The sequence below is a fragment of the Anaeromyxobacter dehalogenans 2CP-C genome, from assembly GCF_000013385.1.
Classification (GTDB): domain Bacteria; phylum Myxococcota; class Myxococcia; order Myxococcales; family Anaeromyxobacteraceae; genus Anaeromyxobacter; species Anaeromyxobacter dehalogenans_B.
The window spans coordinates 487372-513979 of sequence record NC_007760.1; the positions used below are offsets into that span (position 1 = coordinate 487372).

Annotated in this window: 18 protein-coding genes; 6 read left to right on the forward strand and 12 right to left on the reverse strand. The window is 77.0% G+C overall.

The features are described from left to right. Position 1: 1 nt before the first annotated feature. Complete coding sequence (locus ADEH_RS02135; protein WP_011419474.1) at positions 2-1477, forward strand: NADH-quinone oxidoreductase subunit N; 1476 nt, start codon at positions 2-4, stop codon at positions 1475-1477. A gap of 112 nt (positions 1478-1589) precedes the next feature. Here the strand turns inward: ADEH_RS02135 and ADEH_RS02140 are convergent, their stop codons facing one another. The 9 genes from ADEH_RS02140 to ADEH_RS02180 form a co-directional block, all read right to left on the reverse strand. Next, positions 1590-1931 (reverse strand): response regulator, encoded by a 342-nt coding sequence (locus ADEH_RS02140; RefSeq protein WP_011419475.1) that lies wholly within the window; start codon positions 1929-1931, stop codon positions 1590-1592. A gap of 313 nt (positions 1932-2244) precedes the next feature. Further along, positions 2245-3669, reverse strand: a complete 1425-nt coding sequence (locus ADEH_RS02145) for a sigma-54-dependent transcriptional regulator (RefSeq protein WP_011419476.1) — start codon at positions 3667-3669, stop codon at positions 2245-2247. A 13-nt stretch (positions 3670-3682) separates the two neighbouring features. Beyond that, the gene (locus ADEH_RS02150) at positions 3683-8266 is read right to left on the reverse strand and encodes a GAF domain-containing protein (RefSeq protein ID WP_011419477.1); all 4584 of its coding nucleotides are present in this window, start codon (positions 8264-8266) and stop codon (positions 3683-3685) included. Further along, a complete protein-coding gene (gene selB, locus ADEH_RS02155) occupies positions 8266-10215 on the reverse strand; it encodes a selenocysteine-specific translation elongation factor (protein WP_011419478.1) in 1950 nt (649 codons plus the stop codon). Before selB ends, ADEH_RS02150 begins: the two co-directional genes overlap by 1 nt. A 23-nt stretch (positions 10216-10238) precedes the next feature. Continuing rightward, a complete protein-coding gene (locus ADEH_RS02160; protein ID WP_041453270.1) occupies positions 10239-10784 on the reverse strand; it encodes a phosphoribosyltransferase in 546 nt (181 codons plus the stop codon). A 237-nt stretch (positions 10785-11021) separates the two neighbouring features. Next, the gene (locus ADEH_RS02165) at positions 11022-11909 is read right to left on the reverse strand and encodes an Hsp33 family molecular chaperone HslO (protein WP_011419480.1); all 888 of its coding nucleotides are present in this window, start codon (positions 11907-11909) and stop codon (positions 11022-11024) included. A gap of 180 nt (positions 11910-12089) precedes the next feature. Beyond that, positions 12090-12662, reverse strand: a complete 573-nt coding sequence (locus tag ADEH_RS02170; RefSeq protein ID WP_041453271.1) for a hypothetical protein — start codon at positions 12660-12662, stop codon at positions 12090-12092. Between the two features lie 26 nt (positions 12663-12688). Beyond that, positions 12689-13636: an SDR family oxidoreductase gene (locus ADEH_RS02175; protein WP_081436891.1), complete on the reverse strand. Its 948-nt coding sequence runs from the start codon at positions 13634-13636 to the stop codon at positions 12689-12691. Between the two features lie 5 nt (positions 13637-13641). Continuing rightward, on the reverse strand, positions 13642-14496 hold the full coding sequence (locus ADEH_RS02180; RefSeq protein WP_011419483.1) for a lysophospholipid acyltransferase family protein: 855 nt from the start codon (positions 14494-14496) through the stop codon (positions 13642-13644). Positions 14497-14637: 141 nt separating this feature from the next. On the opposite strand from ADEH_RS02180, the gene ADEH_RS02185 reads away from it, so the two are divergent. From ADEH_RS02185 to ADEH_RS02195, 3 genes are all read left to right on the forward strand, one after another. Further along, a complete protein-coding gene (locus ADEH_RS02185) occupies positions 14638-18057 on the forward strand; it encodes a tetratricopeptide repeat protein (RefSeq protein ID WP_011419484.1) in 3420 nt (1139 codons plus the stop codon). A gap of 81 nt (positions 18058-18138) precedes the next feature. Continuing rightward, positions 18139-18681, forward strand: a complete 543-nt coding sequence (locus ADEH_RS02190) for a MarR family winged helix-turn-helix transcriptional regulator (RefSeq protein WP_011419485.1) — start codon at positions 18139-18141, stop codon at positions 18679-18681. Further along, positions 18678-20045: a TolC family protein gene (locus ADEH_RS02195; RefSeq protein WP_011419486.1), complete on the forward strand. Its 1368-nt coding sequence runs from the start codon at positions 18678-18680 to the stop codon at positions 20043-20045. The genes ADEH_RS02190 and ADEH_RS02195 overlap by 4 nt, the downstream gene beginning before the upstream one ends. A gap of 184 nt (positions 20046-20229) precedes the next feature. Here the strand turns inward: ADEH_RS02195 and ADEH_RS02200 are convergent, their stop codons facing one another. Together ADEH_RS02200 and ADEH_RS02205 are read right to left on the reverse strand one after the other, a co-directional pair. Further along, positions 20230-21501: a GAF domain-containing protein gene (locus ADEH_RS02200; protein ID WP_011419487.1), complete on the reverse strand. Its 1272-nt coding sequence runs from the start codon at positions 21499-21501 to the stop codon at positions 20230-20232. Positions 21502-21619: 118 nt separating this feature from the next. Then, positions 21620-22600: a GGDEF domain-containing protein gene (locus ADEH_RS02205; RefSeq protein WP_041453272.1), complete on the reverse strand. Its 981-nt coding sequence runs from the start codon at positions 22598-22600 to the stop codon at positions 21620-21622. 104 nt (positions 22601-22704) lie between these two features. Between ADEH_RS02205 and ADEH_RS02210 the strand changes: the two genes are divergently transcribed. Continuing rightward, complete coding sequence (locus tag ADEH_RS02210; RefSeq protein ID WP_011419489.1) at positions 22705-23601, forward strand: DUF72 domain-containing protein; 897 nt, start codon at positions 22705-22707, stop codon at positions 23599-23601. Here ADEH_RS02210 and ADEH_RS02215 read toward each other — a convergent pair. Then, positions 23529-24317 (reverse strand): exodeoxyribonuclease III, encoded by a 789-nt coding sequence (locus ADEH_RS02215; protein WP_011419490.1) that lies wholly within the window; start codon positions 24315-24317, stop codon positions 23529-23531. The genes ADEH_RS02210 and ADEH_RS02215 overlap by 73 nt on opposite strands. A gap of 327 nt (positions 24318-24644) precedes the next feature. On the opposite strand from ADEH_RS02215, the gene ADEH_RS02220 reads away from it, so the two are divergent. After that, the gene (locus ADEH_RS02220; protein WP_041453273.1) at positions 24645-26504 is read left to right on the forward strand and encodes an inositol monophosphatase family protein; all 1860 of its coding nucleotides are present in this window, start codon (positions 24645-24647) and stop codon (positions 26502-26504) included. Positions 26505-26608: the final 104 nt, after the last annotated feature.

The window sequence follows — 26608 nt, forward strand, 5'->3', positions numbered from 1 at the left end:
CATGAGCGGCTTCCCGACCCAGGACTTCGTCGCGCTGGTCCCGGTGGCGATCCTCACGATGGGGGCGCTGGTCCTGCTGATGACCGAGGTGTTCCTCACCTCGGGCCGGCGGGCCTACCAGGCCTACCTGACCATGGTGTTCGCGGCCGCCGCCGCGGCCTACGCCGCCTGGATGCCGGTGCCCGGCAACGTGTTCGGGCGCCAGGCGGTGGTGGACAGCTTCTCGGCCTTCGTCACGGTGGTGCTCTGCGCCGGCCTGGCGCTCTCGGCGCTGGTGGGCCAGAGCTGGCTGAACGCCCGCAACTCCGAGCGCGGCGAGTTCTACGCGCTCGCGCTGTTCGGCACCGCCGGCATGGTGCTGCTGGGCATGGCCACCGACCTGCTCATCGCGTTCATCGCGGTGGAGGTGATGAGCCTCTCCACCTACTGCCTCGCCGCCTTCCTGCGGCGCGGCAAGAAGCCCGCCGAGGCGGCCTTCAAGTACGTGGTGCTCGGCTCGATCTCCTCGGCGCTGCTGCTCTACGGGTCGGCGCTGCTCTACGGCGCCTCGGGCTCGACGCTGTTCTCGCTGCTGCCGCGCGGCCAGGGCTCGGCGCTGTACCTCGCCGGCATCGCGCTGGTGGCCGGCGGCGTCGCCTTCAAGATCGCCGCGGTCCCGTTCCACGCCTGGACCCCCGACGTCTACGAGGGCGCGCCCACCCCGGTGACCGCGTTCATGGCCGCCGGCGTGAAGACCGCGGCCTTCGCGGTGCTGGTCCGCCTGTTCCTGGCCACCGAGAGCGGCTCGGCCGCCATGTCCACCTCGCTCGGCACGGTGCTCTCCGCGCTGGCCGTGCTCACGATGATCTTCGGCAACCTGCTGGCGCTGCCGCAGCGCAGCGTGAAGCGGATGCTGGCGTACTCGTCGATCGGCCACGCCGGCTACCTGCTGGTGGGCGTGGTCTCCGCGGTGGTGGCGGGCGCGCGCGACAAGGCGCTCGCGGGCCTGCTGTTCTACCTCGCGGCCTACACCGCCACCGTCATCGGCGCGTTCGCCGTGGTCGGCGCGCTGGAGCGCCGGACCCGGGGCGACTTCGAGCCGGCCGACGCGTGGGACCTCGATCGCTTCGCCGGCCTGGCGCGGCGCCGCCCGGCGCTCGCGTTCGCGATGGCGGTGTTCCTGTTCTCGCTCGCGGGCGTGCCGCCCACCGCCGGCTTCATCGGGAAGTTCTACATCTTCAAGGCGGCCATGGGCGCCGGCCTCTACGGCCTGGCGGTGCTGGGCGTGCTCACCAGCGTGCTCGGCGCGTACTACTACCTGCGCGTCGTCCTCTACATGTACTTCCTGCCGTCGAAGGACGAGGCCGGCGAGGTGGTGCTCTCGGCGCCGTCGCTCACCATCGCGCTGGCCGCGGCGGTGGCGGTGGTGGTCCTGCTCGGCGTGGTGGCCGACCCGATGGTGCGGCTGGCCCAGGCGGCGAGCGCCATCATCCTGTAGCGGGCGGCGCACGCCCCACCTCTCGCGCGGCGGCCGGGGCGACCGGGCCGCCGCGCTCCGTTCGAGGGGCTGGGGGCGAGCGGCTCCGGGAGGCGTCCGCCTCGACGGCCAGCTAGTGCGCGGCGCGGCCGGCGTCGGCGAGCTCGGCCGCGCGGAACGGCTTCGGCAGCGCGGTCGCCGCCGGGTGCCGGCGGGCGGCCTGCTCGAGCACGTCGGCGTAGGGGCCGGTCATCACCGGGCGCGCGCCGGCGGCGGTCGCCGCCGCGAGCACCTCGTCGGCGCCGGGCATGTGGGCGTCCACCAGGCAGCAGTCCACGCCACCCGCGGCGAGCCGCGCGAGCGCCTCGTCGGCGCCCACGCACACCTCGACCCGGTGTCCGTCCAGCCGGAGCGCGATCGCGAGGGCCTCCCGGAAGTTCCGATCCGCATCCACGAGCAGGAAGCACTGCGCCATGGGGACGCTTCCGGGAGAAAAGAAAAAGAAGTGCAAAGCGCAGCTGAAGTGGCGGGGGGGGACCTACTTCAACAGGCTGCTTTGCACTTCTCGCCGGCACCAAAGAGCAATGACGGTGCCAGCCGGTACGCGCGCGCCTGCTCCGGCGGATAGCCCCTCTATCCGGGCACTTGCCAGCGGCGGTCGCCGGACCACTCCCGGTCCGGTCCCCTCCAATGTCGCAGCGCGATTTCGGAGCTGCAAGATGCCGCTGCAGAAGTGAAACGCGACCCTGGCGCCGGACGCCGTCCCGGGTTCCGGCCACGCGACCCGGTCAGGGACCGGCGGAGGTGTGCTCGCCGGCCTCGATGCCGAGCCGCTTCATCTTGCGCCAGAGCGTGGTGCCGGAGATGCCGAGGTCGCGGGCCACCCGGCCGAGGTCGTTGCCGCAGCGCACCAGCGCGGCGGTGATGGCCCGCCGCTCGGTGTCCTCGACCGCGTCGGCGAGCGTCACCCCGGCGCCGGCCGCCGGCGCGGCGCGCGCCTCGACCTGGACGTCGGCGGCGCGGATCTCGCGCCCGGTGCAGAGCGCGGCGGCCTGCTCGATGATGTTCTCGAGCTCGCGCACGTTCCCGGGCCAGTCGTGGGCCACGAGGGAGGCCACCGCCTCCGGGGTGAGCACGCGCTCGCTGCCGGTGCGCTGCACGAAGCGCTGCAGGAAGTGGGCGGCGAGCAGCGGGACGTCCTCGCGGCGCTCGCGCAGCGGCGGGATGCGCAGCGGCACCACGTTCAGCCGGTAGAACAGGTCCTCCCGGAACCGCCTCTCGGCGATGGCGCGGCGCAGGTCCTGGTTGGTGGCGGCGATGATGCGCACGTTCACCTGCACCGGGCTGGACTCGCCCACCCGGCGGATCTCGCCCTCCTGCAGCGCGCGCAGCAGCTTCGCCTGGAAGCCGGGGGAGGTCTCGCCGATCTCGTCGATGAACAGCGACCCGCCGTTCGCCTCCTCGAACAGGCCGCGCCGGGCGCGGGTGGCGCCGGTGAAGGCGCCGCGGGCGTGCCCGAACAGCTCCGACTCGAGCAGCGTGTCGGTGATGGCGGCGCAGTTCACCGGGACGAACGGCTTGTCGCTTCGGCGGCTGGTGACGTGGAGCGCGCGCGCCACCAGCTCCTTGCCGGTGCCGGACTCGCCGGTGATGAGCACGGTCGCGTCGGTGGGCGCGACCCGCAGCACGCGGTCGAGCACGTCGCGCATGGCCGGCGAGCGGCCCACGATGTGCTCCAGGCCGTAGCGCTTGCGGAACTCCTCGGCGAACAGGTTCACCTCGCCGAGCAGCCGCCGCTTCTCCAGCGCCTTGGAGACGCGGAGCAGGACCTCGCTCTCCTTGAACGGCTTCGCCAGGAAGTCGTACGCGCCGCGCCGGATCGCCTCCACCGCCGACTCGATGGTGCCGTACGCGGTCATCACGATGACCTGCGTCTCGGGCGAGGCCTGCTGCACCGCCCGCAGCACCTCCATGCCGTCCACCGTGGGCATGCGCAGGTCGGTGAGCACGACGTCGAAGCTCTCGTGCTGCACGCGCTGCGTGGCGGACGCGCCGTCCTCCGCCTCCTCCACCGCGTGGCCCGCCTGCCGGAGCAGGATGGCGGTGGTGGCGCGCATGTTCTTCTGGTCGTCCACCACGAGCACCTTGCCGCCGGGGGGCGGCTCGGCGATCCGCGGCGCGCGCGGGTCTTCCTGCGGATCGGGGACGACCATGCCTCCCGGGATCTCAGCCAATCCCCGCCTCCTTTTCAACCGGGCCGCCGCCCTCCCCCGCGAGCGGGGTGAGCGGGAAGCGCAGGGCGAAGGCGGTGCCGGCGCCGGGCCGGCTGGTCACGGCCACCTCGCCGCCGTGCCCCTCGACGATCCGCCGCACCACCGCCAGGCCGAGGCCGGTCCCGCTCGCCTTGGTGGTGAAGAACGGCTCGAAGATGCGGCCGCGGACCTCCTCCGGGATGCCCGCGCCGGTGTCCTCCAGCTCGAGCACGGCCGCGTCCCCGTCCCGCCGCAGCCGGACGGTGAGGCGGCCCCCGCGCGGCATGGCCTGGACCGCGTTCACCGCCACGTTCACCACCGCCTGGCGCACCAGGCGCGCGTCCATGGGCACCTGCGGCAGCGCCGGGTCCACCTCGCGGAGGATCTCGATGGGCTGGCCGTTCTGCGCGAGCGCGGTGGCGAGCGCCTCCTCCACCACCCGGTCCAGCGGCTCGGGGCGCACCTCCGGCGTGGACGGGCGGGCGAAGTCGAGCAGGTCGCCCACGATCCGGTTGAGCCGGTCGGCCTCCTCGCCCACGATGTCGAGCAGCATGCGCGCGTCGCCCTGGGGGCGCAGCATGCGCCGCAGCGAGCCGAGCGAGTTGAAGATGACGCCGAGCGGGTTGCGCACCTCGTGCGCGACCACCGCCGACAGCTCGCCCAGCGCCGCGAGCCGCTCCTGCTGGATGAGCTGGCGCTGCGCGTGCGCCAGCTCGGCGTAGCTGCGGCGGAGGTCCTCGTAGAGCCGCGCGTTCTCCGCGGCGACCGCGAGCTGGTTCGCGATGGCGGCCCCGCGCTCGATCTCCGCCGGGCTGAAGCGCCGGGGGCCGCGGGTCTCCACGATCACCGCCGCGCCGATGTACCGGTCGCGCACCAGCAGCGGCAGGCCGAGCATGGCGCGGATGGAGGGGTCCGAGGCCACGTCCTCGCGCACGCGCGGATCCCGCGCCGCGTCCTCGATGGCGATGGGCTCGCGGCGCTCGAACACCATGGCGGCCAGGCGCGGGGCGGCCGCCTCCACCGGCACGTCCACGCCCACCGCGGCCTGGGGCAGCCCCCAGGCCGCCCGCACCTGGAGCTGCTCGCGGCCCGGGGCGCACAGCGCGATGGCCGCGCGCGGCGCGTCCACGATGCGCGCCAGGTTCCGCACGCCCGCGTCGAGCACCTGCTCGAAGTCGAGCGTGGCCACCAGCGAGCGGCCCACCTCGTGGAGCAGCCCGAGCTCCTCGGCGCGCCGGCGCGTCTCGGAGTAGAGCCGCGCGTTGTCCACCGCCACCGCGAGCTGGCTGGCGATGGCCATGGCGCGCGACAGCTCGCCGGGCGAGAAGGTCCGGTCCATGCTGGCGGCCGCCACCAGCGCCACGCCCACCGGGTGGTCGCGGACGTGGAGCGGCACCGCCAGCAGCGCCCGGTCGGGCACGCCCGGCTCGGCGAGCCGGCCCGCGACCGGCGTCCGCGCCTCCAGCGCGTCGCGCGCCAGCGACCGGTCGGCGACCGGCACCGCGGCCGGGCCGATGGGCGCGCCGCGGGTCGCGGCGCGCCGCAGCTCGCGCCGCCGGTAGTCGTCGAGCAGGATGGTGCAGTCGGAGCCCTGCAGCGTCTGCTTCAGGTGCTCGGCGCCGGCGGAGAGCACCTCCTCGAGGTCGAGCGAGGAGGACACCACCCGCGCCACGTCGATGACGGTGGAGAGCTCGTGCAGGCGCCCGCGGGCCTCGGCGTAGAGCCGGGCGTTCTCGATCGCCACCGCGAGCTGGTTCGCGACGGCCGTGACCCGCTCCACCTCCGCCGGCGTGAAGCGGCGCGGGCGCGCGGTGTCCACCACCACCAGCACGCCCAGCGGCTCGCCGCGCAGCAGCAGCGGCGCCACGATCGCGGCGCGCGCGCGGTGGTGCTCCACCAGCAGCCGGTTGAGGCCCTCGGCCTCGGCGTCCGCGTCCTCGACCACGAACGTGCGCCGCTCGCGCACCGAGCGCCAGCTCAGCCCCTCGCCGGTCGCGAGCGCGGCCGAGGCCCGCTCCAGCGCCGCCGCGCCGCCCTGGCTGATGGCGGCGGCGCGCAGCGCCAGGTGGACCGGATCGTAGAGGTGGACGACGCCCACCGCGGCGCCGAGCAGCCGCCGCGCCGCGTCCACGCCCTCGGAGAGGACGTGGTCGAGGTCGAGGGAGCCGGCGACGGTGCGGCTCATCTCGTTCAGCAGCGACAGGTCCTCGACCCGGCGGCTGGCCTCGGCGTACAGCTCGGCGTTCTCCAGCCCCACCGCCAGCTCGCCGGCGAGCGCGTTCGCGAGCGCCAGCTCCGGATCCGAGAAGCTGCGCCCCGCGTCGTCGAACAGGAACAGGACGCCGCGCGTGGCCTGGCGGGAGGTGAGCGGGACCACCAGCAGCGCGGTGGGCGGCAGGCCCTCGCGGCCGCACAGCGCGCTGCGCGGGTCGCGCGAGGCGTCCTCGGTCCAGGCGGGCGCGCCGCGGCGGAGCGCGTCCTCCGCGAGCAGGTCCTGGCCCGCCGGGATGCGCAGCGCCTCCGCGCGCAGCGGCCCGCCCCAGCCGCCCACGCCGCGGAGGCAGCGCTCCTGCGGATCCACCAGCAGCACCGCGGCGCCGCGGCAGGAGAGGGCGCTCGTCACCTCGCGGCAGCCGTCGTCGAGCAGCGCCGGCACGTCCCCGGGCGCGTTCCCGAAGATGCGCAGGGCGAGGGCGTGCACGGCCTCGAGGTCGGAGAGGCGGCGGCGGACGTCGGCGAACAGCCGCGCGTTCTCGACCGCCACACCGATCTGCACCGCCATGGCCGAGAGCAGCGTCACCTCGCGCTCCGCGAACGGGCGCGCGGTGCGGCGCCCGAGCACGATCGAGCCCACCGCGGCCTGGCCCTTCGCGAGCAGCGGGACCGCCATGGCCGCCTGCAGCCCCTCGGTCCGAGCCACCTGGAACGCGGTGGGATCGGCGTCGTCCGGGTACCGGGCCGGCCCGCAGCGCTTCACGGCCAGCCCGGGCAGCGACTCGCCCAGCCCGAGCCGCGAGGCCCGCCGCAGCGTCTCGGCGGAGAGGCCGTGGCCGGCCACCAGCGCGAGGCGCTCGCCCTCGCGGACGAACGCGGCGCCGGTGTCCGCCTGGAACGTCTCCACCACCCGGCGCAGCGAGGTGTCGAGCAGCAGCACCGGATCGAGCTGCGCGCTGCCCATGGCCACGTCGTTGATGAGCGTGAGCTCGGCCACGCGCCGGCGGAGCGCGCCCAGCAGCCCCTGCGTCTCGACCGCGCTGGCCACGTGCGGGCCGACCGCGCCGAGCAGGCCGAGCCAGGGCCGCACCGCCTCCAGCTCGTCGCGGAACGCGGCCACCATCACCCCCACCGCGCGGCCGCGGGCCACGAGCGGCACCCAGATGCCGGCGCGGATCCCCTCGGCGCGGAGCGCCTCGGCGCCGGACTCGGCGGCGTCCACCGGGACGGCGCGGGCCGCCCGGTCGCGCAGCACCTCGCCGATGCGCGCGGTGACGGGCACGCGCTCCAGCCGCGCCTGGACCTCGGGGCTGGTGCCGCTCGCGAACGTCCGGACCAGCTCGCGGCCGCCCTCGTCCACCAGGTACACCGCCACCACCGCGCAGCCGGTGGCGGCCGTCAGCACGGTGGTGACCTCGGCGAAGAACGCGTCGAGGTCGGGGGCGTCCCCGGCCAGCCGCCCGACCCGGTTCAGGAGCGCCAGGTCCGCGTTGTGGCGCGAGAGGTCGGCGATGGTCCGGGCCGCGTCGAGCGCCGCGGCGAGCTGCGCGCCGAACAGCCGGAGCGCGCCCACGTCCTCGCTCCGGAGCCAGCGCGCCGCGACGAGCAGGCCCAGCGCCGGGCCGGCGCGCGCCTCCACCCGGACCACCACCGCGCGGGCGATCCCGATGGCGGCGATGGCCTCGCGCGTCGCCGCCGCGCGCGGCTCGGGCACGAACGCGGCCGCCTCGGCGGGGAGGTCGTCGGAGTAGGCCGCGCCCGCGTCCCACGCCAGCCGGAACATGGGCGGCCAGCGCCCGAGCTGGCCGTCGAGCGGCCGCTCCAGCGCGCGCTCCAGCCGCGCCGCGGCGGGCGGCGGCAGCGCCGACCAGTCCACCCGGAGCCCGTCGCCCTCCGGGCGCGCCAGCAGCACCAGCGCGGACAGCTCGCCCGCGGCCCCGCGCAGCCGCTCCAGCACCGCGGCCTCGCTGGGCTCGCGCTGGAGCGCGGCGCCCAGCTCCGCGAGCGCCTCCAGGCGCGGCCGCCGGGTCGCCTGCGCGGTCGCGTCCCGCACCTCGACCAGGACGTCGCGGCCGTGCACCCGCACGCGCAGCTCGACGGCGCGCCGCGTGCCGTCGGGCAGGAGCACGCCGACCTCGTACTCGGCCGGCGCCGCCTCCCCGCGCAGCCGCCGCTCGTGGCGCTCGACCACCCGCGCCATGTCCTCCGGGGCGATCAGGTCGAGCACGTCGAGGCCGACCATGGTGGGGACGGTGCGGCCGGCGAGGGCCGCGGCGCCCTCGCTCGCGTACACGACCTTGCGATCGCGCACGACCAGCGAGCCGCCCTGGAACCGCTCCGCCATCAGCGTCCCTCGCCGCGCAGCACCCGCTTCTCGCCCACCCGCAGCGTGACCTTCTCGCGGTCGAAGTACTCCGCCAGCGGGATGACGTGCTTGCGGGTGGCGCCCACGAGGTCCTTGAACTCCTGGGTGGTGATCTGGCGGCGCTCCCTCAGCCAGGCCACCAGCTTCGCCTCGAGCGCCTTCACCGCCGCGGCGTCGAAGTACAGCTCCGACGAGACGCGCAGGGCGCGCCCCTCCGCGGCGAGCAGCTTCAGCACCGCCTGCACGTCCGGCGCGCTCGCGCCCACCGCGCCGGGCAGCTCGGCCAGCCAGGGCGGGGTGAGCCCGCCCTTCGCCAGCGCGGCGGCCACCTTCTCCTTCAGCGCGCCGCCGGCGCTCTCGCCGCTCGCGGCGGCGTGGCCCTTCTCGCGGACGACGTCGCCCTCGACCACCAGCTCGCCGCGCTCGGCGGCCTGCGCCAGCAGCCGCTGGAACAGCCGCGGGTCGGTCACCGGCGGCAGCTTCCCGCGCAGCGCCTCGCGCCCCATGCCGGCGGCGAGCGGGTGATCGCGGTGGAACGCCGCCACCGCCGCCGCCATGCGGCGGGTCAGCTCCTGCGCCACCGGCCCGGCCACGTAGGCGCGCCGCTCGCGGTCGAACAGCACCGCGCCGCCGCGCGCGCCGAGCCGGTCGAGCGTGCCCTGCGCCGCCTTCGGGGAGAGCGCGGTGCGGCCCACCAGCGCGGGCAGGTCGAGGCCGGCGGGCCCGGCCATGGCGAGCACGGTCGCGAGGCGCGCCTCGGGGTCGGGCCCAGCCAGCGCCGCGAGCTGCGCGAGCGACTCCGGCCGCCCGCGCCGGCGCTTCGGCGCCGCGACCGCGAGCACCCGCCCGCCGCCGACCGTCTTGCCGCGCCCCTCGAGCACCGCGAACCCGCGCAGGATGAAGCGCTGGCCCGGCAGCGCCGCGGCCGGCTCGGCCAGCCGGAGCTGCGCGTGGGCGGTGGCGCCGGGGGCGAGCTCGGCGCGGTCGAGCAGCGAGATCACCGCGGGGACCTGGGTGGTGCCCACGTGCAGGAGCAGCTTGGCGCGATGGCGGAGCGGCTTCGGCGCCGCCGCGAGCAGCGTCAGCTCCGCGTCGATGATCGAGGACGCCGGGACCACGCCCGGGTGGACCAGCACCTGGCCGCGCCGGATGGCGGCGGGCTCGATGCCGGGCAGGTTCACCGCGGTGCGCTGGCCGGCGAGCGCGCGCGGGGTGGGCTTGCCGTGCACCTGGACCGAGCGGACCCGCAGGCCCTCGCCGCCCGCCGAGGCGGGCAGGAGCGCGGCCGCGTCGCCCTCGGCGATCTGCCCGGACAGCAGGGTGCCCGTGACGACGGTCCCGAAGCCCTTCATCGAGAAGGCGCGGTCCACCGGCAGGAACAGCGGGCCGTCGGCGGGTCGCTCCGGCACCTCGGCCGCGAGCGCCCCCAGCGCGGCGCGCAGCGCGTCCAGCCCCTCGCCGGTCGCGGAGGAGACCGGGACGATGGGCGCGCCCTCCAGGAACGTGCCGCGCGTCACCTCGCGCACGTCCTGCTCCAGGAGCGGCAGCCAGTCCGCGCCCAGCTCCGGCAGCAGGTCGGCCTTGGTCACGGCGACCAGCCCCCGCGGCACGCCCAGCAGCCGGCAGATGTCGAGGTGCTCGCGGGTCTGGGGCATCACCCCCTCGTCCGCCGCGATCACCAGCACCACGAGGTCGATGCCGCCCGCGCCCGCCGCCATGGAGCGGACGAAGCGCTCGTGGCCGGGCACGTCCACCACCCCCGCGACCGAGCCGTCGGGCAGCGCCAGGTGCGCGAAGCCCAGCTCGATGGTGATGCCGCGCCGCTTCTCGTCGCGCAGCCGGTCGGTGTCGATCCCGGTGAGCGCCCGGACGAGCGAGGTCTTCCCGTGATCGATGTGGCCGGCCGTGCCGATGACGACGCGCTTCATGGCTCTCCGGCGCCGCGGCCCGGCTAGACGCCGACCTCGCCCGGGTCCACGGCCGCGCCCAGCTGGTCGAGCTGGTAGTCCCAGGCGAACAGGATGAGCTCGTCGGTCTCGAACGCGTGGAAGTCGGGCCGGGCGCCGCTCGGGCGCACTACCAGCACCGCGGTGCGCACCTCGCGCGCCCCGGCCTTGCGCGCCACCGCGCGCGCCTTCGCGAGCGTGGCGCCGGTGGCGGCCACGTCGTCCACCACCAGCACGCGCCGCCCGGTCAGCGCCGGCAGCTCGGAGGCGGGGCCGCCCGGGCCGCCGGCGTCGCGGCGGCGCTTCTCGATGCGGACCGGCTGGAACTCGGCGCCGAGCGCGGCGGCGAGCGCGCCGCCCACGAACACGCCGCCCTTGGCGATCCCCACCACCACGTCGGGCCGGAACGACTCGTGGATGCGCGCCGCGAGGCCCCGGGCCACCTCGCCGAACGCGGCCCAGCCGATCTCGCGCATGGCCTTCTTGGGCGCGCGGCGGAGCTGCGCCGGCGCGGCGAGCCGGTCCATGGCGAACCCGTCGGCGACGCCCATGCCGAGCGGCTGCTCGGGACGGCGCTTCACCCGGGCGCGGGGCGCGGCGCGCTTGCGGGGCGCGGCCTTGCGCGGCGCGGGGGCGCCGGCGCGCGCGGCCTTGCCGCGGGCGGGCGGGCGCCTGCGGACGGTCTTCCTCTTCTTGGCGGAAGCGATGGTGTCCCTCCGGGACTCGGGCCGCGAGCGGCCTGTGACGGGGCGCCCGAAATCTACCACGCGGCGGGGCGGATGGCGCCGCTACCCGCCCTGCGCGTCCCGCTCCGCCAGCCGCCGGGCGATGTCGCGGAGCTCCGCCTCGCCGATCACGTAACGCTGGCGGCAGAACTCGCAGGAGATGACCGCCTGCTTCTCCTCCGCGAGCACCTGCTCGATGCCCTCCCGCCCGAGCGCGGACACCGCCGCGCGGGCCCGCTCCGGGCTGCAGCCGCACCGGTACGCGACCTCCTCGTCGGCGAGCAGCTCGAAGCCGTCCCCCGCCACGTCGCGGATGACCTCCTGCGCGGTCGCGCCGCGGGCCAGGGCGGCCCGGAGCGCGCCCGCGGCGAGCCGCTCGCGCGCGGCCCCGATCGCGGCCGCGTCGCCGTCGGGCAGCTTCTGCAGGAGCAGCCCGCCCACCTCGGCGAGCGGCTCGCCGTCGCGCCCCACCACCGCGAGGTCGAGCGCCGTCTCCACCTGCTCGCTCGCGGCGAACCAGCGCCGCAGGTCCTCGGCCACGTCGAGCGCCTCGAGCTCCACCGCGCTCCGGTAGTACTGGCCGCTCCCGGGGTCGCGCAGCACCGACAGGAACCCGGAGCCGCCCAGGGCGGCGCGCGCGGCGCGGTCCGGATCCCCCGGGAAGTGGACCGCCGGGCGGCGCACGTAGCCGCGCACGTTGCCGTCGCGATCGGCGTCCACGAACAGCCCGCCCACCGGGCCGTCGCACTCGATCTGGAAGTTCACGCGCCCCTGCTCCTTCTGCAGCGCGCCGAGCAGCGCCCCGGCCGCCAGCCCCTGGGCGAACAGGTGGGCGCTCGTCGGGTAGAGGCCGTGGAGCACCCGCGCCATGCGGGCGGTGTCGCCCACGCGGACGAAGACGGCGCGGAGCCCGCGCTGCGGGAGGAGGCCACGGCAGAGGCGGTCGGTCATCGGCCCGATTGTGTTCGGAAAGCGCGCGGCGCGCCACCCCGTCCCTCGACTCCGCGCGGGATGAGCGGACGCGAGCGCTCACCCTGAGCGTAGGCGAGCCAGAGGCTCGCCGGAGTCGAAGGGGCCGGAGTCGAAGGGGGCGGAGTCGAAGGGTCGGGATGAGCGGCCGGCTCGAAGGCCTCAGCCGGCCATGGTCGCGAGCAGCGCCAGCGCGAGCTGCGGCAGCGGGGGCGGCTCGTTCGCGGCGTCGCCGATGAGCTGCACGGTGGCGCGGGAGCTCGACGGGAAGGACGCGCCGCGCCGCAGGCAGGCCGCGTCGCCGCGGAGCTGGCCCGGCGCCTTCAGGCGCTTCGCGTCCACGGTGCAGTCGCCGAAGCGCGCCGAGAGCCGCTTGCCGTCGAGGTCGAAGCGGAAGCGCACGCCGTAGAACAGCCCCTCGCCGTGCGTCGCGGTGCCCTTCTGCGTGAGCACCAGGTTCACGTTCGCCCCGGAGAGCCGGCCCTCGCGGATCTCGAGCGAGACGTTGCGGCCGGCGAGGTCGCCGGCCCAGGTGCCGTCCTCGCGCCGGGTGAGGTTCACGGTCGGCCCGACGATGCGTCCCTCGTCGAAGGCGGCGCTCGTCCCCATGGTGCCCCAGGCCAGGATGCGGACCTCGCCGGAGGGCTCGAAGGGCACGTCCTGGGCGCGCGCTGCGGCGGCCGCGAGCAGGCCGGCGCACAGGACCGAGAGGCGCAGCAGGGCAGGGGTACGCATGGGGCGACGATAACGCCGCGCAACCCTCACAGCACGCTGCGGATGGTCTCGCGCATGGAGAAACGGGGGGCCCACCCCGCCTCCCGGGCGAAGCGCGAGCCGTCCACCACGCAGAGGTACTGGATGTGGTCCACCTCGTCCGGCGGGAAGCTGGTCAGGCGGGCGTCGAACAGCCGCCGGACGAGCGGGCGGATGATCGGGTGCGGGATCGGGACCGGCCCGCGCCCCAGCTCGCGCAGCACGGCCGAGAGCGGCACCTCACCCGGGCCGGACACGTTGAAGACGCCGCGCAGCCCGGGCCGGAGCGCGAGCACGAGCGCCCGGCAGACGTCCTCCTCGTGGATGAGCTGCAGCATCGGGTCGAAGCCCATCACCGTGAGCGGCGACTCGAGGCGCAGGTAGTTGCTGGGCGCGTTGCGCACGGTCGGGCCGACGATGTTCACCGGGCGCACGATCACCGTCTCGAGCTCCGGGTGCCGCCACATGAACGACTGCGCGTACATGTCCACCTCGACGAGGTCGCGCACGTCGCTGGCCCGGTCGGCGCCCATGAGCGGCGTCTCCTCCGGCAGGAAGTTCGAGTTCTGCGGGCGCGGCCCGTAGACGTTCGCCGAGGAGAGCACCACCACCTTCTTGACCCCGTGGCGCACGCACAGCTCGAGCAGCCGCTGCGTGCCCACCACGTTGAAGCTGTGGGCCTCGCTGAACGGCATGCGCGGGTCGTGCATGATGCCCATGTGGATCACCGCGTCCACGCGCCGGCGGCGGAACGCGTCCTCGGAGCGCGCCTTGCGCAGGTCCGCCTGGTGGTGGTCGATGTCCTTGGGCTTGCCGGGGAACGCGCGGCGGTCGAGCCCCACCACCTGCGCCTCGGTGTGCAGGTGCTTCGCGAGCGCGCGCCCCAGGTTCCCGGAGATCCCGGTGACGAGGACGGTGCGCGGCATGCCGGGGAACGTGACGGGGTCGGCGGGCATGTTCGCTACCAGTAGACGTGCTCGCGCTCGGCCAGGCCGCGCGCGAGCAGCCCACGCACCGCCGCCTCCACCTGCGCCACCTTGCGCTCGAGCGCCTCGTCCTCCTCGTCGGGCGAGCCCTGGAAGCGCATGGGGGCGCCGAAGTGGATGTGGTAGCGCGAGGGCAGCGGGAAGGGCAGGACGGTGGGGGTGATGGGGAAGGCCGGGAAGGAGAGCAGCTTCGCGAGCGGCTTCAGGTCGAAGAGCGCCGGCGCCTGCTCCTCCGCGCCCACCACGCCGATGGGCACCACCGGCGCGCCCGACTCGAGCGCGAGCCGCAGGAAGCCGGCGCCGAAGCGCTGCAGCTGGTACCGCTGGCTGAACGGCTTGTTGAGGCCGCGCACGCCCTCCGGGAACACCAGGATCGCCTCGTCCGCCGCGAGCAGGCGGCGGCAGTTCTCCGGCGTCCCGACGATCTGCCCGCAGCGGGCCATGAACGTGGAGACGAACGGGAGCGTCGGCACCCAGCGCTCCACCAGCGCCCGCACCGCGCGCGGCGGGTCGAGCTCGATGAGGCAGGCGACCTCGATCATGGCGGCGTCGAAGGGGAGCTGGCCGGAGTGGTTCGACACGAGCACCACCCGGCCCTCGGTCGGCAGGTGCTCGAGGCCGTGGACCTGGACGCGGAAGTACTTGCGGTACAGCCACAGCAGCGGCGCGATGGCGGCCACCGCGTACTCGCTGTCGAAGCCGTAGGGATCGACCCCGTACTCGTTGCGCGGCGGGGTGAGCTTCTCGAGCCGGCTGCGCGTCCCCGGGCCGCCGAGCGCGAACGTCCAGGCGCGGAGCCGTGCCTTGATCGCCTCGGACAGCTCGGCCATGCCCCGGTCCTATCACGTGCGCGGCCCCGACGGGACGGCGTCGGTGTCGCCTTGAATGGGGCGCGGGGGCGGTGTTACGGTCGCGAGAATCCTGGGGATTCCTGGATCCACACCACGAGCCCCGCTGCCCCGGACGACGCCATGAGGGTGACCTGCCCGCACTGCAACGCCGCGTACAAGATCGACGACGCGCGGGTCACGCCGGCCGGCGTCAAGGTCCGGTGTCCCAGATGTCACCAGTCCTTTCCGGTGCGCCGGCCCGACGAGGAGGGCGCGGCCGTTCCCCTGCCCGGGGGAGCCGCTGCCGCCGCCGGGGTCCCGCTCCCCGCGCCGGCGGCCCCGCCGCCCGCGGCGGCCACGGGGATCCCGCTGCCCCCGCCGCCCGGCACCGGCAGCATCCCGCTCCCGCCCCCCGACCCGGCCCCAGGCGGCGAGGACTCGCCGTTCGCGTTCGGGCCGGCGCCCGAGGCGCCGTCGCCGTTCGCGCTCGGCCCCGCGCAGGAGCCGGAGCCTGCCTTCACCGGTGCGTCCGGCGCGCGCGCGCCGGTGGAGCTGCCCGGCCCGGCCGCCGCGGACGACGCGCCGCTCGGCTTCGGCGAGGTGGACTTCCCGGAACCGCCCGCGGCGCCGCCGCCCGGCGCCACGCCCGAGCGGTTCGACGCCGGGCCGGCCCCGGTGGACGACGCGGACATCGTGGTGGACGAGCCCGGGGAGCCGGATCCGTTCGTGGCGGCCGCGTCCGAGCCCGCGTTCGACGCCGCGCCCGCGGGCGGCCCGGCGTTCGGCGGCCCGAGCGGCGCGGCGCGGGCCGGCGCGAGCGAGGAGCTGGAGATGCTCTTCGGCGAGGGGGCGCGGCCCGCCGATGCGGCGGCCGGCGACGGCTACCGGGTACGCCGCCGCTCGGGCAAGGTGTTCGGCCCGTTCACCGAGGCGCAGATCGCCGAGATGCTCGCGAAGGGCGAGCTGCTCGGCAACGAGGACGTCTCCGCGGACGGCGCGACGTTCGAGGCCCTCTCGGCGGTGCCCGCGTTCGCGGCCGAGCTGGAGCGGCTCGCCGCGCAGGAGGCGGCGCACGCGCCCCCGCCCGCCGCGGCCCGCCCGCCCGGCGCGCAGCCGTTCGGCGACCGGATGGCGGCGGCCAAGGTGGTCGAGGGCGAGCGCGAGCCGCTGGCGCGGCGGCTCGCGAAGCCGCTCGCGGCCGGCCTCGCGGTCGCCGCCGTGCTGGCCGTCGGCCTCGGCGCCGGCCTCACCGGCCACGGCTGGTTCTTCACCGGGCACCTGCGCCGCGGCGACTCCAAGGTGGCCGTCCAGAAGCTCGCCGGCGCGCGCGCCGCGCTGGCCCGCGGCGACCACGCCTCGGAGCGGAGCGCGCTGGACCTCGCCGCCCAGGCGGTGGCGGCGGACGCCGGCTCGGCGGAGGCCGCCGCGCTGCACGCCATGGCGGTCGCCGCGCTGGAGCGGCGCCACGCGGCCCCCCGCCCCGCGCTCGACCAGGCGCGCCGGGCGGCCGAGGCGCTGGAGCGCGACGACCCCGGCAGCCTGCCCGCGCTGGAGGCGCGGCTGGCGGTGGCGCTCGCGACCACGCCGGGCGCCGGCACCGCCGCGGCCGAGACCGCGCTCGCGGCGGCGCTCGCGAAGGCGAGGCCGGACCCGCAGGCGTTCGCGCTGCTCGGCGAGGCGGCGCTGGCGCGCGGCGACGCGGTGAAGGCGGCCGCGGCGTTCCAGCGGCTCGGCGGCCTGGAGCAGGGGCCGCGCGCGCCCATGGGGCTCGCGCGCGCCGCGCTGCTGCGCGGCAAGCCGGAGGAGGCGCGGTCCGTGCTCGAGAAGGTGGCGGCCGCCGACGCGGCCTACCTGCCGGCCCGGCTCGAGCTCGCGGCGCTGGCCGAGGCGGCCGGCGACGTGGACGGCGCGCGCACGCAGCTCGCGCCGGTGCTCGCCGACGCCGCCCAGCCGCGCCTCGCGCCGCTGGAGCGGGCCCGGGCGCGCATGGTCGAGGCGGCGCTGCTCGACCGCTCGGCGGCGACCGCCGCCGACGCGGAGAAGGCGCTGCTCGCGGCGCTGGAGGCCGACCCGCGCCTGGCGGCCGCGCGCGCGGCGCTGGTGCGCCAGCGGCTGCGCCGGGGCGACGCGGCCGGGGCGGTGGCGGCCTCCGACCCGGTGGCGGCGGAGGCGGCGTCGGATCCGGCGCTGGCGGCGGCGCGGGTGCGCGCGCTGGCGCTCGCCGGGCGCGCGCTCGACGCGGCCCGGCTCGCCGACCAGGCGCTGGGGGTGGCGCCGGGGACGCCCGCGCTCCTCGTCGCGAAGGCGGTGGCGCTCTCCGCGGCCGGCAAGCCCCAGGAGGCGGCGGCTGCCTACGCCGAGGCGCTGGCGCGCGACGCCGGGGCGGTGGAGCCGCGGGTGGCGCTCGGGCGGCTCGCGCTCGCGCGCGGCGATCTCCCGGCCGCGCGCGAGGCGCTGGCGCAGGCGGTCGAGAAGGGCCCGCGCGATCCCGCCGCGCACGCGGCGCTCGGCGAGCTCCGCGCCGCCGAGGGGGACGCGGCCGGCGCCGAGGCGGCGTTCCGGGCCGCGCTGGCGCTGGACGCCGAGCACGCCGCGGCGGTGCTGGGCCTGGCCCGCCTCGCCCAGGCGCGCGGCGACGTGGCGGGCGCGCGGGCCGGCCTGGTCCGGGCGCTCGCGCTCGAGCCGCGGAGCGCCGAGGCGCAGCTCGCGCTCGGGACGCTGGAGTGGTCGGCCCGCGACCTGGAGAAGGCCGACGCGGCGCTCGCGGCCGCGGTGGACCTGCAGCCGCGCAACGCGGCCGCGCTCACCCGGCTCGGCGCGGTGAAGCTGGAGCGGGGCGACGCCGAGGCGGCGGTGAAGCTGCTCGGCGCCGCCACGAGCGAGGCGCCCGGGGCGGCCGACGCGCAGCTCTGGTTCGGGCGCGCCTTGCTCGCGCGCGGCGAGACGCCGGCGGCCCTGGTGCGGCTCCGCAAGGCGGTGGACCTCTCGCCCGGCGCGCCCGAGCCGCGGCTCCAGCTCGGCCAGGCGCTGGAGCGCTCCGGGGCGCTCCAGGAGGCGATCGAGGCCTACCAGGCGGCGGCCGCGGCGGCCCCGGCGCTGCCCGACCCGCACGAGCGGACGGCGCTGCTCTACACCGCGAACGGCCGCTGCGACCTGGCGCTCGCGCCGCTCGCGCGCGCCATCGAGCTCGCCCCGCGCGCCACCCGCCTGCGCGTCGAGCTGGGCGAGTGCCAGGGCCGGCTGGGCAAGCACGCCGAGGCGGTGCGGACGCTCCGCGCCGCGCAGCGGGCCGACCCGGCGGCGGCGCAGGTGCTGTACCCGCTCGCCCGGGAGGTGCACCAGGCGGAGGGGGTGCGCGCCGCGCTGCCGCTCTACGAGCGGGCCGTGCGCGACGACCCGAAGAACGCGATGCCGCACTACTTCCTCGGGTACGCGTACAAGGAGCGCGGCCAGCGCGAGCGCGCGGTCCAGGCGTTCCGCGCGTTCCTGGCGCTGAAGCCGGACGCGCCGGAGCGCCGCGACATCGAGGCGGAGATCGAGGACCTGGGCGGCGCGCGCTGACCCGCGCCGCCCGGACGGGGCGGGCCCGCCCGCGACGCCGTCGTTGACAGCCGCGACGGTCCGCTCTAGGGATGCTCCGCAATGCGGAGTACCCCCGCCCGCTCCGGCCCCGCCGCCGACGCCCGCCGCGTCCGCGAGCTGCTGGTCCGCCTGTCGCGGCACGGCTCGCTCCGCGATCCCATCGGCGGCAGCGGCCACGGGCTCGATCTCTCCCCGGTGCAGGTGCACGCGCTGCTCTGGCTCGGCATGGGCGGCGCGCTCACCATGGGTGAGCTGGCGCGGCACGTGGCCGTGACCGAGAAGACCATCACCGGCGTGGTGGACCGGCTGGAGCGGGACGAGCTGGTGCAGCGGGCGCGGAGCCGCGACGACCGCCGGGTGGTGCGGGTCTCGCTCGCCGCGCGCGGCGAGGCGGCCTGGCGCGCGCTCGACGCGGAGATCTCGGCGCGGCTGGAGGGCCTGCTCGCGCTGCTCGAGCCGCGCGACCGGCGGGACCTGGTCCGCATCCTGGCGCGCCTCGACGAGCGGCTCCGGCCGGCGGCGGACGCCGCGCCCGGACCGGCGCGCGCGCGGGCGGCCCGCGGTGCCGGCGGAAGGCAACACGAACGGCGGGAGGACGCATGAACGCACTGATCACCGCGGCGCTGGCGCTGGCGCTGGCGCAGGCACCCGAGACCCCTTCGACGCCCACGTCCCCGCCCGCGCCCGAGGGCGCGCCGGCCGCCGCCCCCGGGCAGCCCGCGCCGGGCGCGCTGCCCGTGCTCACGCTCGACGACGCGCTCGCCACCGCCGCCGCGCAGAACCTGGATCTCAAGGCCGCGCAGGCGCGGCTGCGCCAGGCGGACGAGCTCTCCTGGAAGGCGTGGTCGGGCTACCTGCCGCAGGTCACCGCCAGCGGCACCTACACGCGCAACGAGACCGAGGCGGTCCTGCCGGCCGGCTCGCTCGGGCCCGGCTCGCCGAAGATCACCATCCAGGCGCAGGACCAGCTGAACGGGCTCGTCGAGGCGACGCAGGCGCTGCTCGCGCCGCAGCTCCTCTTCGCCATCCCCAACGCGAACCGCGGCGAGGAGATCGCCCGGCTGAACGTGGAGACGGCGCGGCGCGAGGTGCTGTTCGGCGTGGCGCAGGCGTACTACGGCGCGGCGTCGCTGCGGCGGGCCATGGAGGTGTCCGAGCGGCTGCTCGAGATCGCGGCGCGGCAGGAGAAGGACGCGCGCGTGCGCTACCAGGCCGGCGCCATCGCGAAGGTGGGCCTGCTGCGCGCCGAGATCGACCGGGCCCGCGCCGAGCAGGACGTGAAGCGCTCGCAGAACGCGTTCGCCTCCGCGCGCATCGCGCTCGCGACGCTGCTCGACCGGCGGCCGGACTTCGACGTGGTCGATCCGCCCGAGCCGGTGCTGGCCGGCGACGCGGACGCGCTGGTCGCGGCGGCGCTGCGGGACCGGCCCGACGTGCAGGCGGCGCGCGTGAACGTGGAGCTGCAGCGCGGCGTCCGGAACCAGGCGGTGGCGCGCTACCTGCCCAACCTGGGCGCGTTCGGCCGCTACACGCTGGCGAACGAGGCCGGCTTCACCGGCACGAACCACGCCTGGGCCGCCGGCCTGGCGCTGCAGTGGAAGGTGCTCGACGGCGGCCTGCGCGAGTCGGACATCCGCGAGGCGAACGCGAAGATCGACGAGGCGAACGCGTCGAGCGCGAGCGCCGAGCTGAAGGCGCGGCAGGAGGTGGAGCAGGCCTACCTCGACATGGAGAGCGCCCGCGCCAACGCCGCCAAGGCGAAGGAGCAGCGCGACCTCGCCGCGGAGAACCAGCGCCTGGTGGACGTCGCCTTCCGGGCCGGCACCGCCACCGCGGTGGAGCAGGCGGACGCGACCGCCCAGCTCCGCACCGCGGAGGTCGGCCAGATCACCGAGTCGCTCACCGCCCAGCTCGCGGCGCTGCGGGTGCTGAAGGCGGCCGGCGCGTTCCACCCGACCCGGCGGTAGCCTCCCTCGACTCCGCGCCGCGCAGGTGAACGGTCCGCTCACCCTGAGCGTCCCTCGACTCCGCGCCGCGCAGGTGAACGGTCCGCTCACCCTGAGCGTAGGCGAGCCGAAGGCTCGCCGGAGTCGAAGGGTCGGGATGAGCGCCGGAGTCGAAGGGTCGGGACGAGCGGGCGGAGCCGAAGGGCTACCGCGCCTCGTCGCGGAGCCGGGCGCGCTCCAGCGCCTGCGCCACGATCTGCGCCACCGTGAGCACGAAGCGCTTCTCGTCCGCGTCGAGGTCGCGCGGGTGCGGGAACCCGAGGCCCAGCGCGCCGACCGTGCGGCCGTCGCAGCGGAGCGGCACCGCCGCCCAGGCGCGGTCGCCCACCCGGAGCGCCAGCTCGGCGGCGTTGGGGTAGGAGTGCGCCAGCGCCTCCGGGCTGGAGACCCAGATGGCGGTCTGGATGCGGTAGGCCTCGGCGAGCAGCGCCGGCGCGTCGGCCCGCAGCTCGCGCAGGTCGATCGTCAGGTCGTCGGCCCAGCCCTGGCAGTGCAGCACCTCGAGCACGCTCGCGCCGGGCGCCGCGCGGACCACCATCGCGGTGGCCGGCTCCAGCACCGAGAGCCCGTTCTCCACCGCCACCCGCGCGATGGCCTGCGGCGCGAGCACCGACGCCAGGCTGGCCGAGACCGACTCGATCCGGCGCAGCCGCAGCACCCCGCGCTGCGCCTCCACGCGATCGTGCCGCTCGCGGTCCGCCTCCTCCAGCGCGGCCCCGCGCCCGGCCTTCTCGGCCTGGTACCAGCGGGCGTTGTCGAGCGCGAGCGCGGCCGGCTCGGCCAGCGCCTCGGCGAACACCATGTCGGCCTCGTCGAGGCCCGGGAGCATGTTCGAGCGGATGAGCGTGATGGACCCGATGACCCGGTCGCGCGCGACGAGCGGGACCGACAGCAGCGAGTTGGGCTTGATGGCGCGCAGCACCGCCAGGTGGCGCTCGCCGTGGGTGGCCCACTCCATCACCTCGGTCGTCACCTGCCGGAACAAGCGCGGGGCGCGGTCGCGGATGGTCTGCGCGCCGGGGGTGGCCCAGCCCGGCCCGAACGCGATCGAGCGCATCTCCTGGGCGAGCGGCGCCTTGGCCGGATCCCCGTGCGCGACCTCCACGCGGCGCGGGATCCCGTCCCCGTCGATGAGGTCCACGAAGCACCAGTCGGCGAACTTCGGCACCACCGCCGAGACCAGCACGCGGAGCGTCTGCCGGAAGTCGAGCGCCGCCTGCAGGAACGCGCGCTCGATGGGGATCTCCCGCTCGCGCCTGCCCTCGGCCAGCGCGCGCTCGGCGCGCTGCGCCTGCGTGAGGCTCGCCAGATCCGCCGGCGCAGGAGACGGCTCGTCGGCCACCGCCGGGACGTGGATCACCCCGCCAGCGTGGCCCGTCCCGCCCATCGCCGCCGCCCGCGCGTCGTGAGACCGCATGATCTGGATGCCTCCGGCTCGCCGCCGCCCGGAGCCGTCGGGCGGCGCCGCTGAGCGGGCGCCGCCGGGCTCGCCGGGGAGCGGACCGGCGCGAGGATCGCAGGCCCTCCCCCCAGCGTCAAGGCGCCGCGCCGCCGCGCGTCATGGCCGCTTGCGCGGGATCAGGCCGCCCCTCCGCGGGCGCCATCGGGATCGCCACCACGGTGTTCCGGCCCGCCTGCTTCGCGAGCTGGAGCGCCCGCCCGGCCGACTCCATCACCTCGCGCTGCGTGCGCCCCTCGGCGACCTCCGCCACGCCCACCGAGACCTTCACGCCGATGGAGGCCGCCTCGCCGCCGCCCTCCGGCTGCCAGGCGCAGCGGCTCCGCGCCACCGCGCGCCGGATGCGCTCGCCGAGCGCCCGCCCGCCCGCGAGCGTCGTCTCGCGCGCGATCACGGCGAACGACGCGCCGCCGGCGCGCGCCAGCACGTCCTCGCGGCGGAGCGCGCCGCGGAGCACGAACGCGACCATCTTCAGCGCCTCGTCGCCGGCGGCCTGGCCGTGCGCCTCGTTCACGGCGCGGAACCGGTCCACGTCCACCAGCAGCACCGACATGGACCGGCCGTGCCGCTGCGCCGCGGCGAGCTCGGCGGCGAGCCGGTCGTCGAGGTGGCGGCGGTTGAACACGCCGGTGAGGGGATCGAGCAGCGCGATCTCGGCGAGCTTCATCTGCCAGCGCGCCTCGAGCTCGTCGGCCCAGGCGAACTTGAGCACGGTCGCGCCGCCCAGGCTCACCCGGCCGCCGTCGGCGAGCCGCACCTCGCCCTCGGCGCGCGCGCCGTCCACGTAGGTGCCGTTCGCGCTGCCGAGGTCGCGCAGCACCGCGCCCTCGCCCTCGACGCGGATGGCCGCGTGGCGGCGCGACACCCCGTCGTCGCGGATGGGGAGATCGCAGTCGTCGCGCCGGCCGATGACGAGCTCGCGGTCGGGGGCGAGCGGGTAGATCTCCCCGAGCTGCGGGCCCGCCAGCACCAGGAGGAACGCGTGGCGCCGCCCCGCCGCGCACGGCGTGCTCGGCAACGTCGTCCAGGTGCGCTCGCTCCTCTGCTCGACCGGCAAGTGGCCTCCCGCGCCGGGGGCGGATTCTACCCGCACGCGGGTCCTCCCCCCGCGTCCCTTGGCCGCGGGTTGAACGGACGCTCACCCTGCGTTACGCGTCCGGCGTGATCCGCTACGGGCCGGCGGGCTGGGAGTACCGGGACTGGGCCGGCGTGGTCTACCCGCCGGGCGAGGGCAAGCGCTTCGATCGCCTGGCGTATCTGGCGCGCTGGTTCTCGACCGTGGAGGTGGACGCGACGTTCTACCGACCGTTCCCGGCGCCCGTGGCGGCGCGCTGGTGCGAGCGGGTGCGCGAGGTCCCCACCTTCCGCTTCGGCGCGAAGATCTGGCGGCGGTTCACGCACGAGCGCGAGGCGTACGGCGCCGAGGACGTCGCCCAGGCGCGGGCGGCGCTCGACCGGCTGCACGAGGAGGGCAGGCTCGGCGCGGCGCTCCTCCAGTTCCCGTGGTCGTTCAAGCGGAGCGAGGCGTCGGAGGAGTGGCTGCGCGGGCTGTTCCGCGCGTTCGCCGGCCTGCCGCTCGCGCTCGAGGTGCGCCACGCCTCGTGGGACGACCCGGAGGTCCTCGAGGAGCTGACCGCGGCGGGCGTGGCGCTCGTGAACGTGGACCAGCCGCGGTTCCAGCGGTCGCTCGCGCCGGCGGCGCGGGTCACGGCGCCGGTCGCCTACGTGCGCGTGCACGGCCGCAACTACCGCGACTGGTTCCGCAAGGGCGCGCCGCGCGACGCGCGCTACGACTACCTCTACGGCGCCGACGAGCTCGCGCCCTGGGCCGGGCGCATCGCCGAGATGGCGGCCTCGCCGCGCGCACCCGACGTGTACGTCGTCACGAACAACCACTTCCGCGGCCAGGCGCCCGCGAACGCGAAGATGCTGGAGGCGATGGTGGAGCACCGCCGCGTGGCGGTGCCCCCGCCGCTCCTCGCCGCCTACGAGGCCGCGCTCGCGCCGTTCGCCGCGCCCGGGGACGGCGCCGGGAACTCGGCCACCACCGGCGCGTGATCGCTCGTGCCGAAGTCGGCCAGCACCCGGCACCGCGTGGCGCTCGCCGCGAGCGGCGCGCTCGCCAGCACGTAGTCGATGCGCCAGCCGATGTTCCGCTGGCGCAGGTTGCGCCACGGCGCCCACCAGGTGAACAGCCCCTCGTTCGCGGGATCGAGCGCGCGGCCCACGTCCACCAGGCCGTGCGCCAGGATCCGCTCGAACAGCGCCCGCTCCTCCGGGAGCTGGCCGATCGCGCCCGCCTTTCGCTCCTTCGGGTGAACGTCCATGTCGGTGCGCGCGACGTTCAGGTCCCCGCAGAGCACCAGGGGACGCCCGGAGGCCTGCGCGTCGGCGGCGAACCGCTCCATCGCCTCGAGGAAGCGGAGCTTGGCCGCGAGGTCCTTGCCGCCGTTCGGCACGTAGATCGAGGCCACCGTGACGCCGCCCAGCTCGCAGGTGGCGACGCGCGTCTCGAGGTCGAACGGCGGGTGGACGAACGCCGGCCGCTCGGGTGCGATCGCCTTGCGCACCAGCAGCGCCACGCCGGAGTAGGCGGTCTCGCCGTGCCACAGGCACCAGTAGCCCTCGAGCTCGCACAGCGACGGAGGGACCTTCGACGGAGGCGCCTTGATCTCCTGCAGGCAGACGACGTCGGGGCCCTCCCGGGCGATGAACTCGCCCACCTGCGCCTCGCGCGCGCGGATGCCGTTCACGTTCCAGGTGCCGATCTTCACGCGGTCCCCTCCCGGCCTCCTGTCTAAGGGCCCGGCGGGCGGATGTCACCGGGCACGGGCGCGCTCCACCTGTGGCGGAGGGCGGCCGGGCGGGGCGGACAGCGCCGCCCATTCGCGTAGAGCCCTGCTGCGGCGCACGCTGGCTGCCTGCGCCGGGCAGACTCGTCCCTGCGCTGCTCGACGTGCCTACGGGCACGCCTGCGCTGCTCGGTCCTCGTGTGCCCGGCTCGGCGACGCCATCGTGTGCCTCGCGACGGGCCCCACGCGAACGGGAGGCGCTATGAGATCCCGCCGCCGGACCTCGCCGCGCTTGATACACATGGAGGCGTGACCGAGCTCGCCCGCGCCCTGGAAGCCGCCCTCCGCGCCGCCCGCGCCGCGGCCGACCTGCTGCGGGCGGAGCTGTTCCGGGCCGGCGGGCCCCGCGGCGAGCCGGGGCACTGCCCCGCGGACGAGGAGGCGGAGGATCTCATCCGCGCCATCCTCGACGCGGTGTTCCCGGGCGACGGCTTCGTGGGCGAGGAGCGGCCCGAGCGCAACCGGCCGCCGGCCCTTCCGGGCGGGCGGTGCTGGCTCGTCGATCCGAACGACGGGACCGCCGACTTCCAGCGCGGGCACCGCGGCGCCTCGGTGTCGATCGGCCTGGTGAAGGACGGCGTGCCGGTGCTCGGCGTGGTGCTCGCCCACACCGCGCCGCACGGCGGGGAGGACCTGCTCGCCTGGGCCGAGGGGGAGGGGCCGGTGCTGAGGAATGGCGCGCCGCTGCCGCCCATCTCCCGCGCGCCGCTCCAGGCCGGCGACGTGGTGCTCGTGTCCTCGTCGGCGGCGAAGCGGGCGCGCGGCAACGCCGAGGCGCTGCAGCCCGCGCGCTTCCGGCCGCTCACCAGCATCGCCTACCGGCTCGCGATGATCGCCACCGGCGAGGCGCGCGGCGCCGTCTCGCTGCACCGGCCGCGCGCGCTCGACGTCGCGGCCGGGCACGCGCTCGTCCGCGGCGCCGGCGGCGTGCTGCTCGACGAGGCCGGGCGCGAGGTGCGCTACGGGCCGTCGGGCGAGGGGCGGGTGGCGTTCTGCTTCGGCGGCGCGCCCGCGGTGGCCGAGCGGCTGGCGACGCGGAGCTGGGTCGAGGCGCAGGCGTACGGGCCCGGGGCGCCCGGCCTGTGCGCGCCGCTCGCCGGGCGCGCCGTCCGCGACGACGGCCTGCTCCGCCGCGGCCAGGGCGCGCTGCTCGGGCAGCTCGCCGGCGACGCGCTCGGCGGGCAGGTGGAGTTCTCCGGCCGCGCGCGCATCGCCGCCGCGCACCCGCAGGGCGTCCGCGACCTCGCCGACGGCGGCCACTGGAGCACGCTCGCCGGCCAGCCCACCGACGACTCCGAGCTGGCGCTGGCGCTCGCGCGCACCGTGATCGCGTTCGGGCGCTTCGACGCGGCGCGGGTGGCGGAGGCCTACGCCGACTGGCTCGGCTCGGAGCCGTTCGACGTCGGCCGGACGGTGGACGCGGCGCTCCGGCCGGCGCTGCGCGCCCGGGCCGCGGGCGGCGGGGCCGAGCAGGTGGCGGAGGCGGCCCGCGCCGCCGCGCCGCGCGGGAGCCTCGCGAACGGCGCGCTCATGCGCGTGTCGCCGCTCGGGATCGCCGGCCACGCCGCGCCCGCGGCCGAGGTGGCCGCCTGGGCGCGCGCCGACGCCGCGCTCACCCACCCCGCCCCGCCGTGCCAGGACGCGAGCGCCGTGTTCGCGGCCACCGTCGCGTTCGCGATCGCGAGCGGCGCGCCCGCCGCCGAGGTGGCGGACCGCGGCGAGGCGCTCGCCGGCGAGCTCGGCTGCGGCCCCGAGGTGCGCGAGGCGCTCGCGGCCGCGCGGGCCGGCCCCCCCGAGGACTTCGAGGCGAGCGCCGGGCTCGTGACGATCGCGCTCCAGAACGCGTTCTTCCAGCTCCGCCACGCGCCGGATCTCGAGGCGGGGCTGGTGGACACCGTCGGCCGCGGCGGCGACACCGACACGAACGCGGCCATCGCCGGCGCGCTGCTCGGCGCCGCGCACGGCGTGCTCGCCGTCCCGGAGCGCTGGCGCCGGGCGGTGCTGAGCTGCTGGCCCGTGGAGGGCGCGCCCGGCGTCCGCCGCCCGCGCCCGCCGGTCTGCTGGCCGGGCGACGCGCTCATCCTGGCGGAGCGGCTGCTGGGGCTGTGAGGGGCGCCGCGCGGCAGGTCGTCGGTGCCGCCCTGCGCCGGGTCACCCTCGGCATGACTCGCGGTACACTCACGATGCGTTGAGCGAGCCGGGACCCCGAGTCA

Coding starts and splice junctions, on each gene's coding strand:
- ADEH_RS02200 (WP_011419487.1), bottom strand. CDS start 21,501: ATGCGGTCTCACGACGCGCGGGCGGCGGCGATGGGCGGGACGGGCCAC.
- ADEH_RS02180 (WP_011419483.1), bottom strand. CDS start 14,496: ATGGCCGAGCTGTCCGAGGCGATCAAGGCACGGCTCCGCGCCTGGACG.
- selB (WP_011419478.1), bottom strand. CDS start 10,215: ATGAAGCGCGTCGTCATCGGCACGGCCGGCCACATCGATCACGGGAAG.
- ADEH_RS02140 (WP_011419475.1), bottom strand. CDS start 1,931: ATGGCGCAGTGCTTCCTGCTCGTGGATGCGGATCGGAACTTCCGGGAG.
- ADEH_RS02195 (WP_011419486.1), top strand. CDS start 18,678: ATGAACGCACTGATCACCGCGGCGCTGGCGCTGGCGCTGGCGCAGGCA.
- ADEH_RS02185 (WP_011419484.1), top strand. CDS start 14,638: ATGAGGGTGACCTGCCCGCACTGCAACGCCGCGTACAAGATCGACGAC.
- ADEH_RS02135 (WP_011419474.1), top strand. CDS start 2: ATGAGCGGCTTCCCGACCCAGGACTTCGTCGCGCTGGTCCCGGTGGCG.
- ADEH_RS02150 (WP_011419477.1), bottom strand. CDS start 8,266: ATGGCGGAGCGGTTCCAGGGCGGCTCGCTGGTCGTGCGCGATCGCAAG.
- ADEH_RS02145 (WP_011419476.1), bottom strand. CDS start 3,669: ATGGTCGTCCCCGATCCGCAGGAAGACCCGCGCGCGCCGCGGATCGCC.
- ADEH_RS02165 (WP_011419480.1), bottom strand. CDS start 11,909: ATGACCGACCGCCTCTGCCGTGGCCTCCTCCCGCAGCGCGGGCTCCGC.
- ADEH_RS02190 (WP_011419485.1), top strand. CDS start 18,139: ATGCGGAGTACCCCCGCCCGCTCCGGCCCCGCCGCCGACGCCCGCCGC.
- ADEH_RS02175 (WP_081436891.1), bottom strand. CDS start 13,636: ATGCCCGCCGACCCCGTCACGTTCCCCGGCATGCCGCGCACCGTCCTC.
- ADEH_RS02170 (WP_041453271.1), bottom strand. CDS start 12,662: ATGCGTACCCCTGCCCTGCTGCGCCTCTCGGTCCTGTGCGCCGGCCTG.
- ADEH_RS02160 (WP_041453270.1), bottom strand. CDS start 10,784: ATGGGCGTCGCCGACGGGTTCGCCATGGACCGGCTCGCCGCGCCGGCG.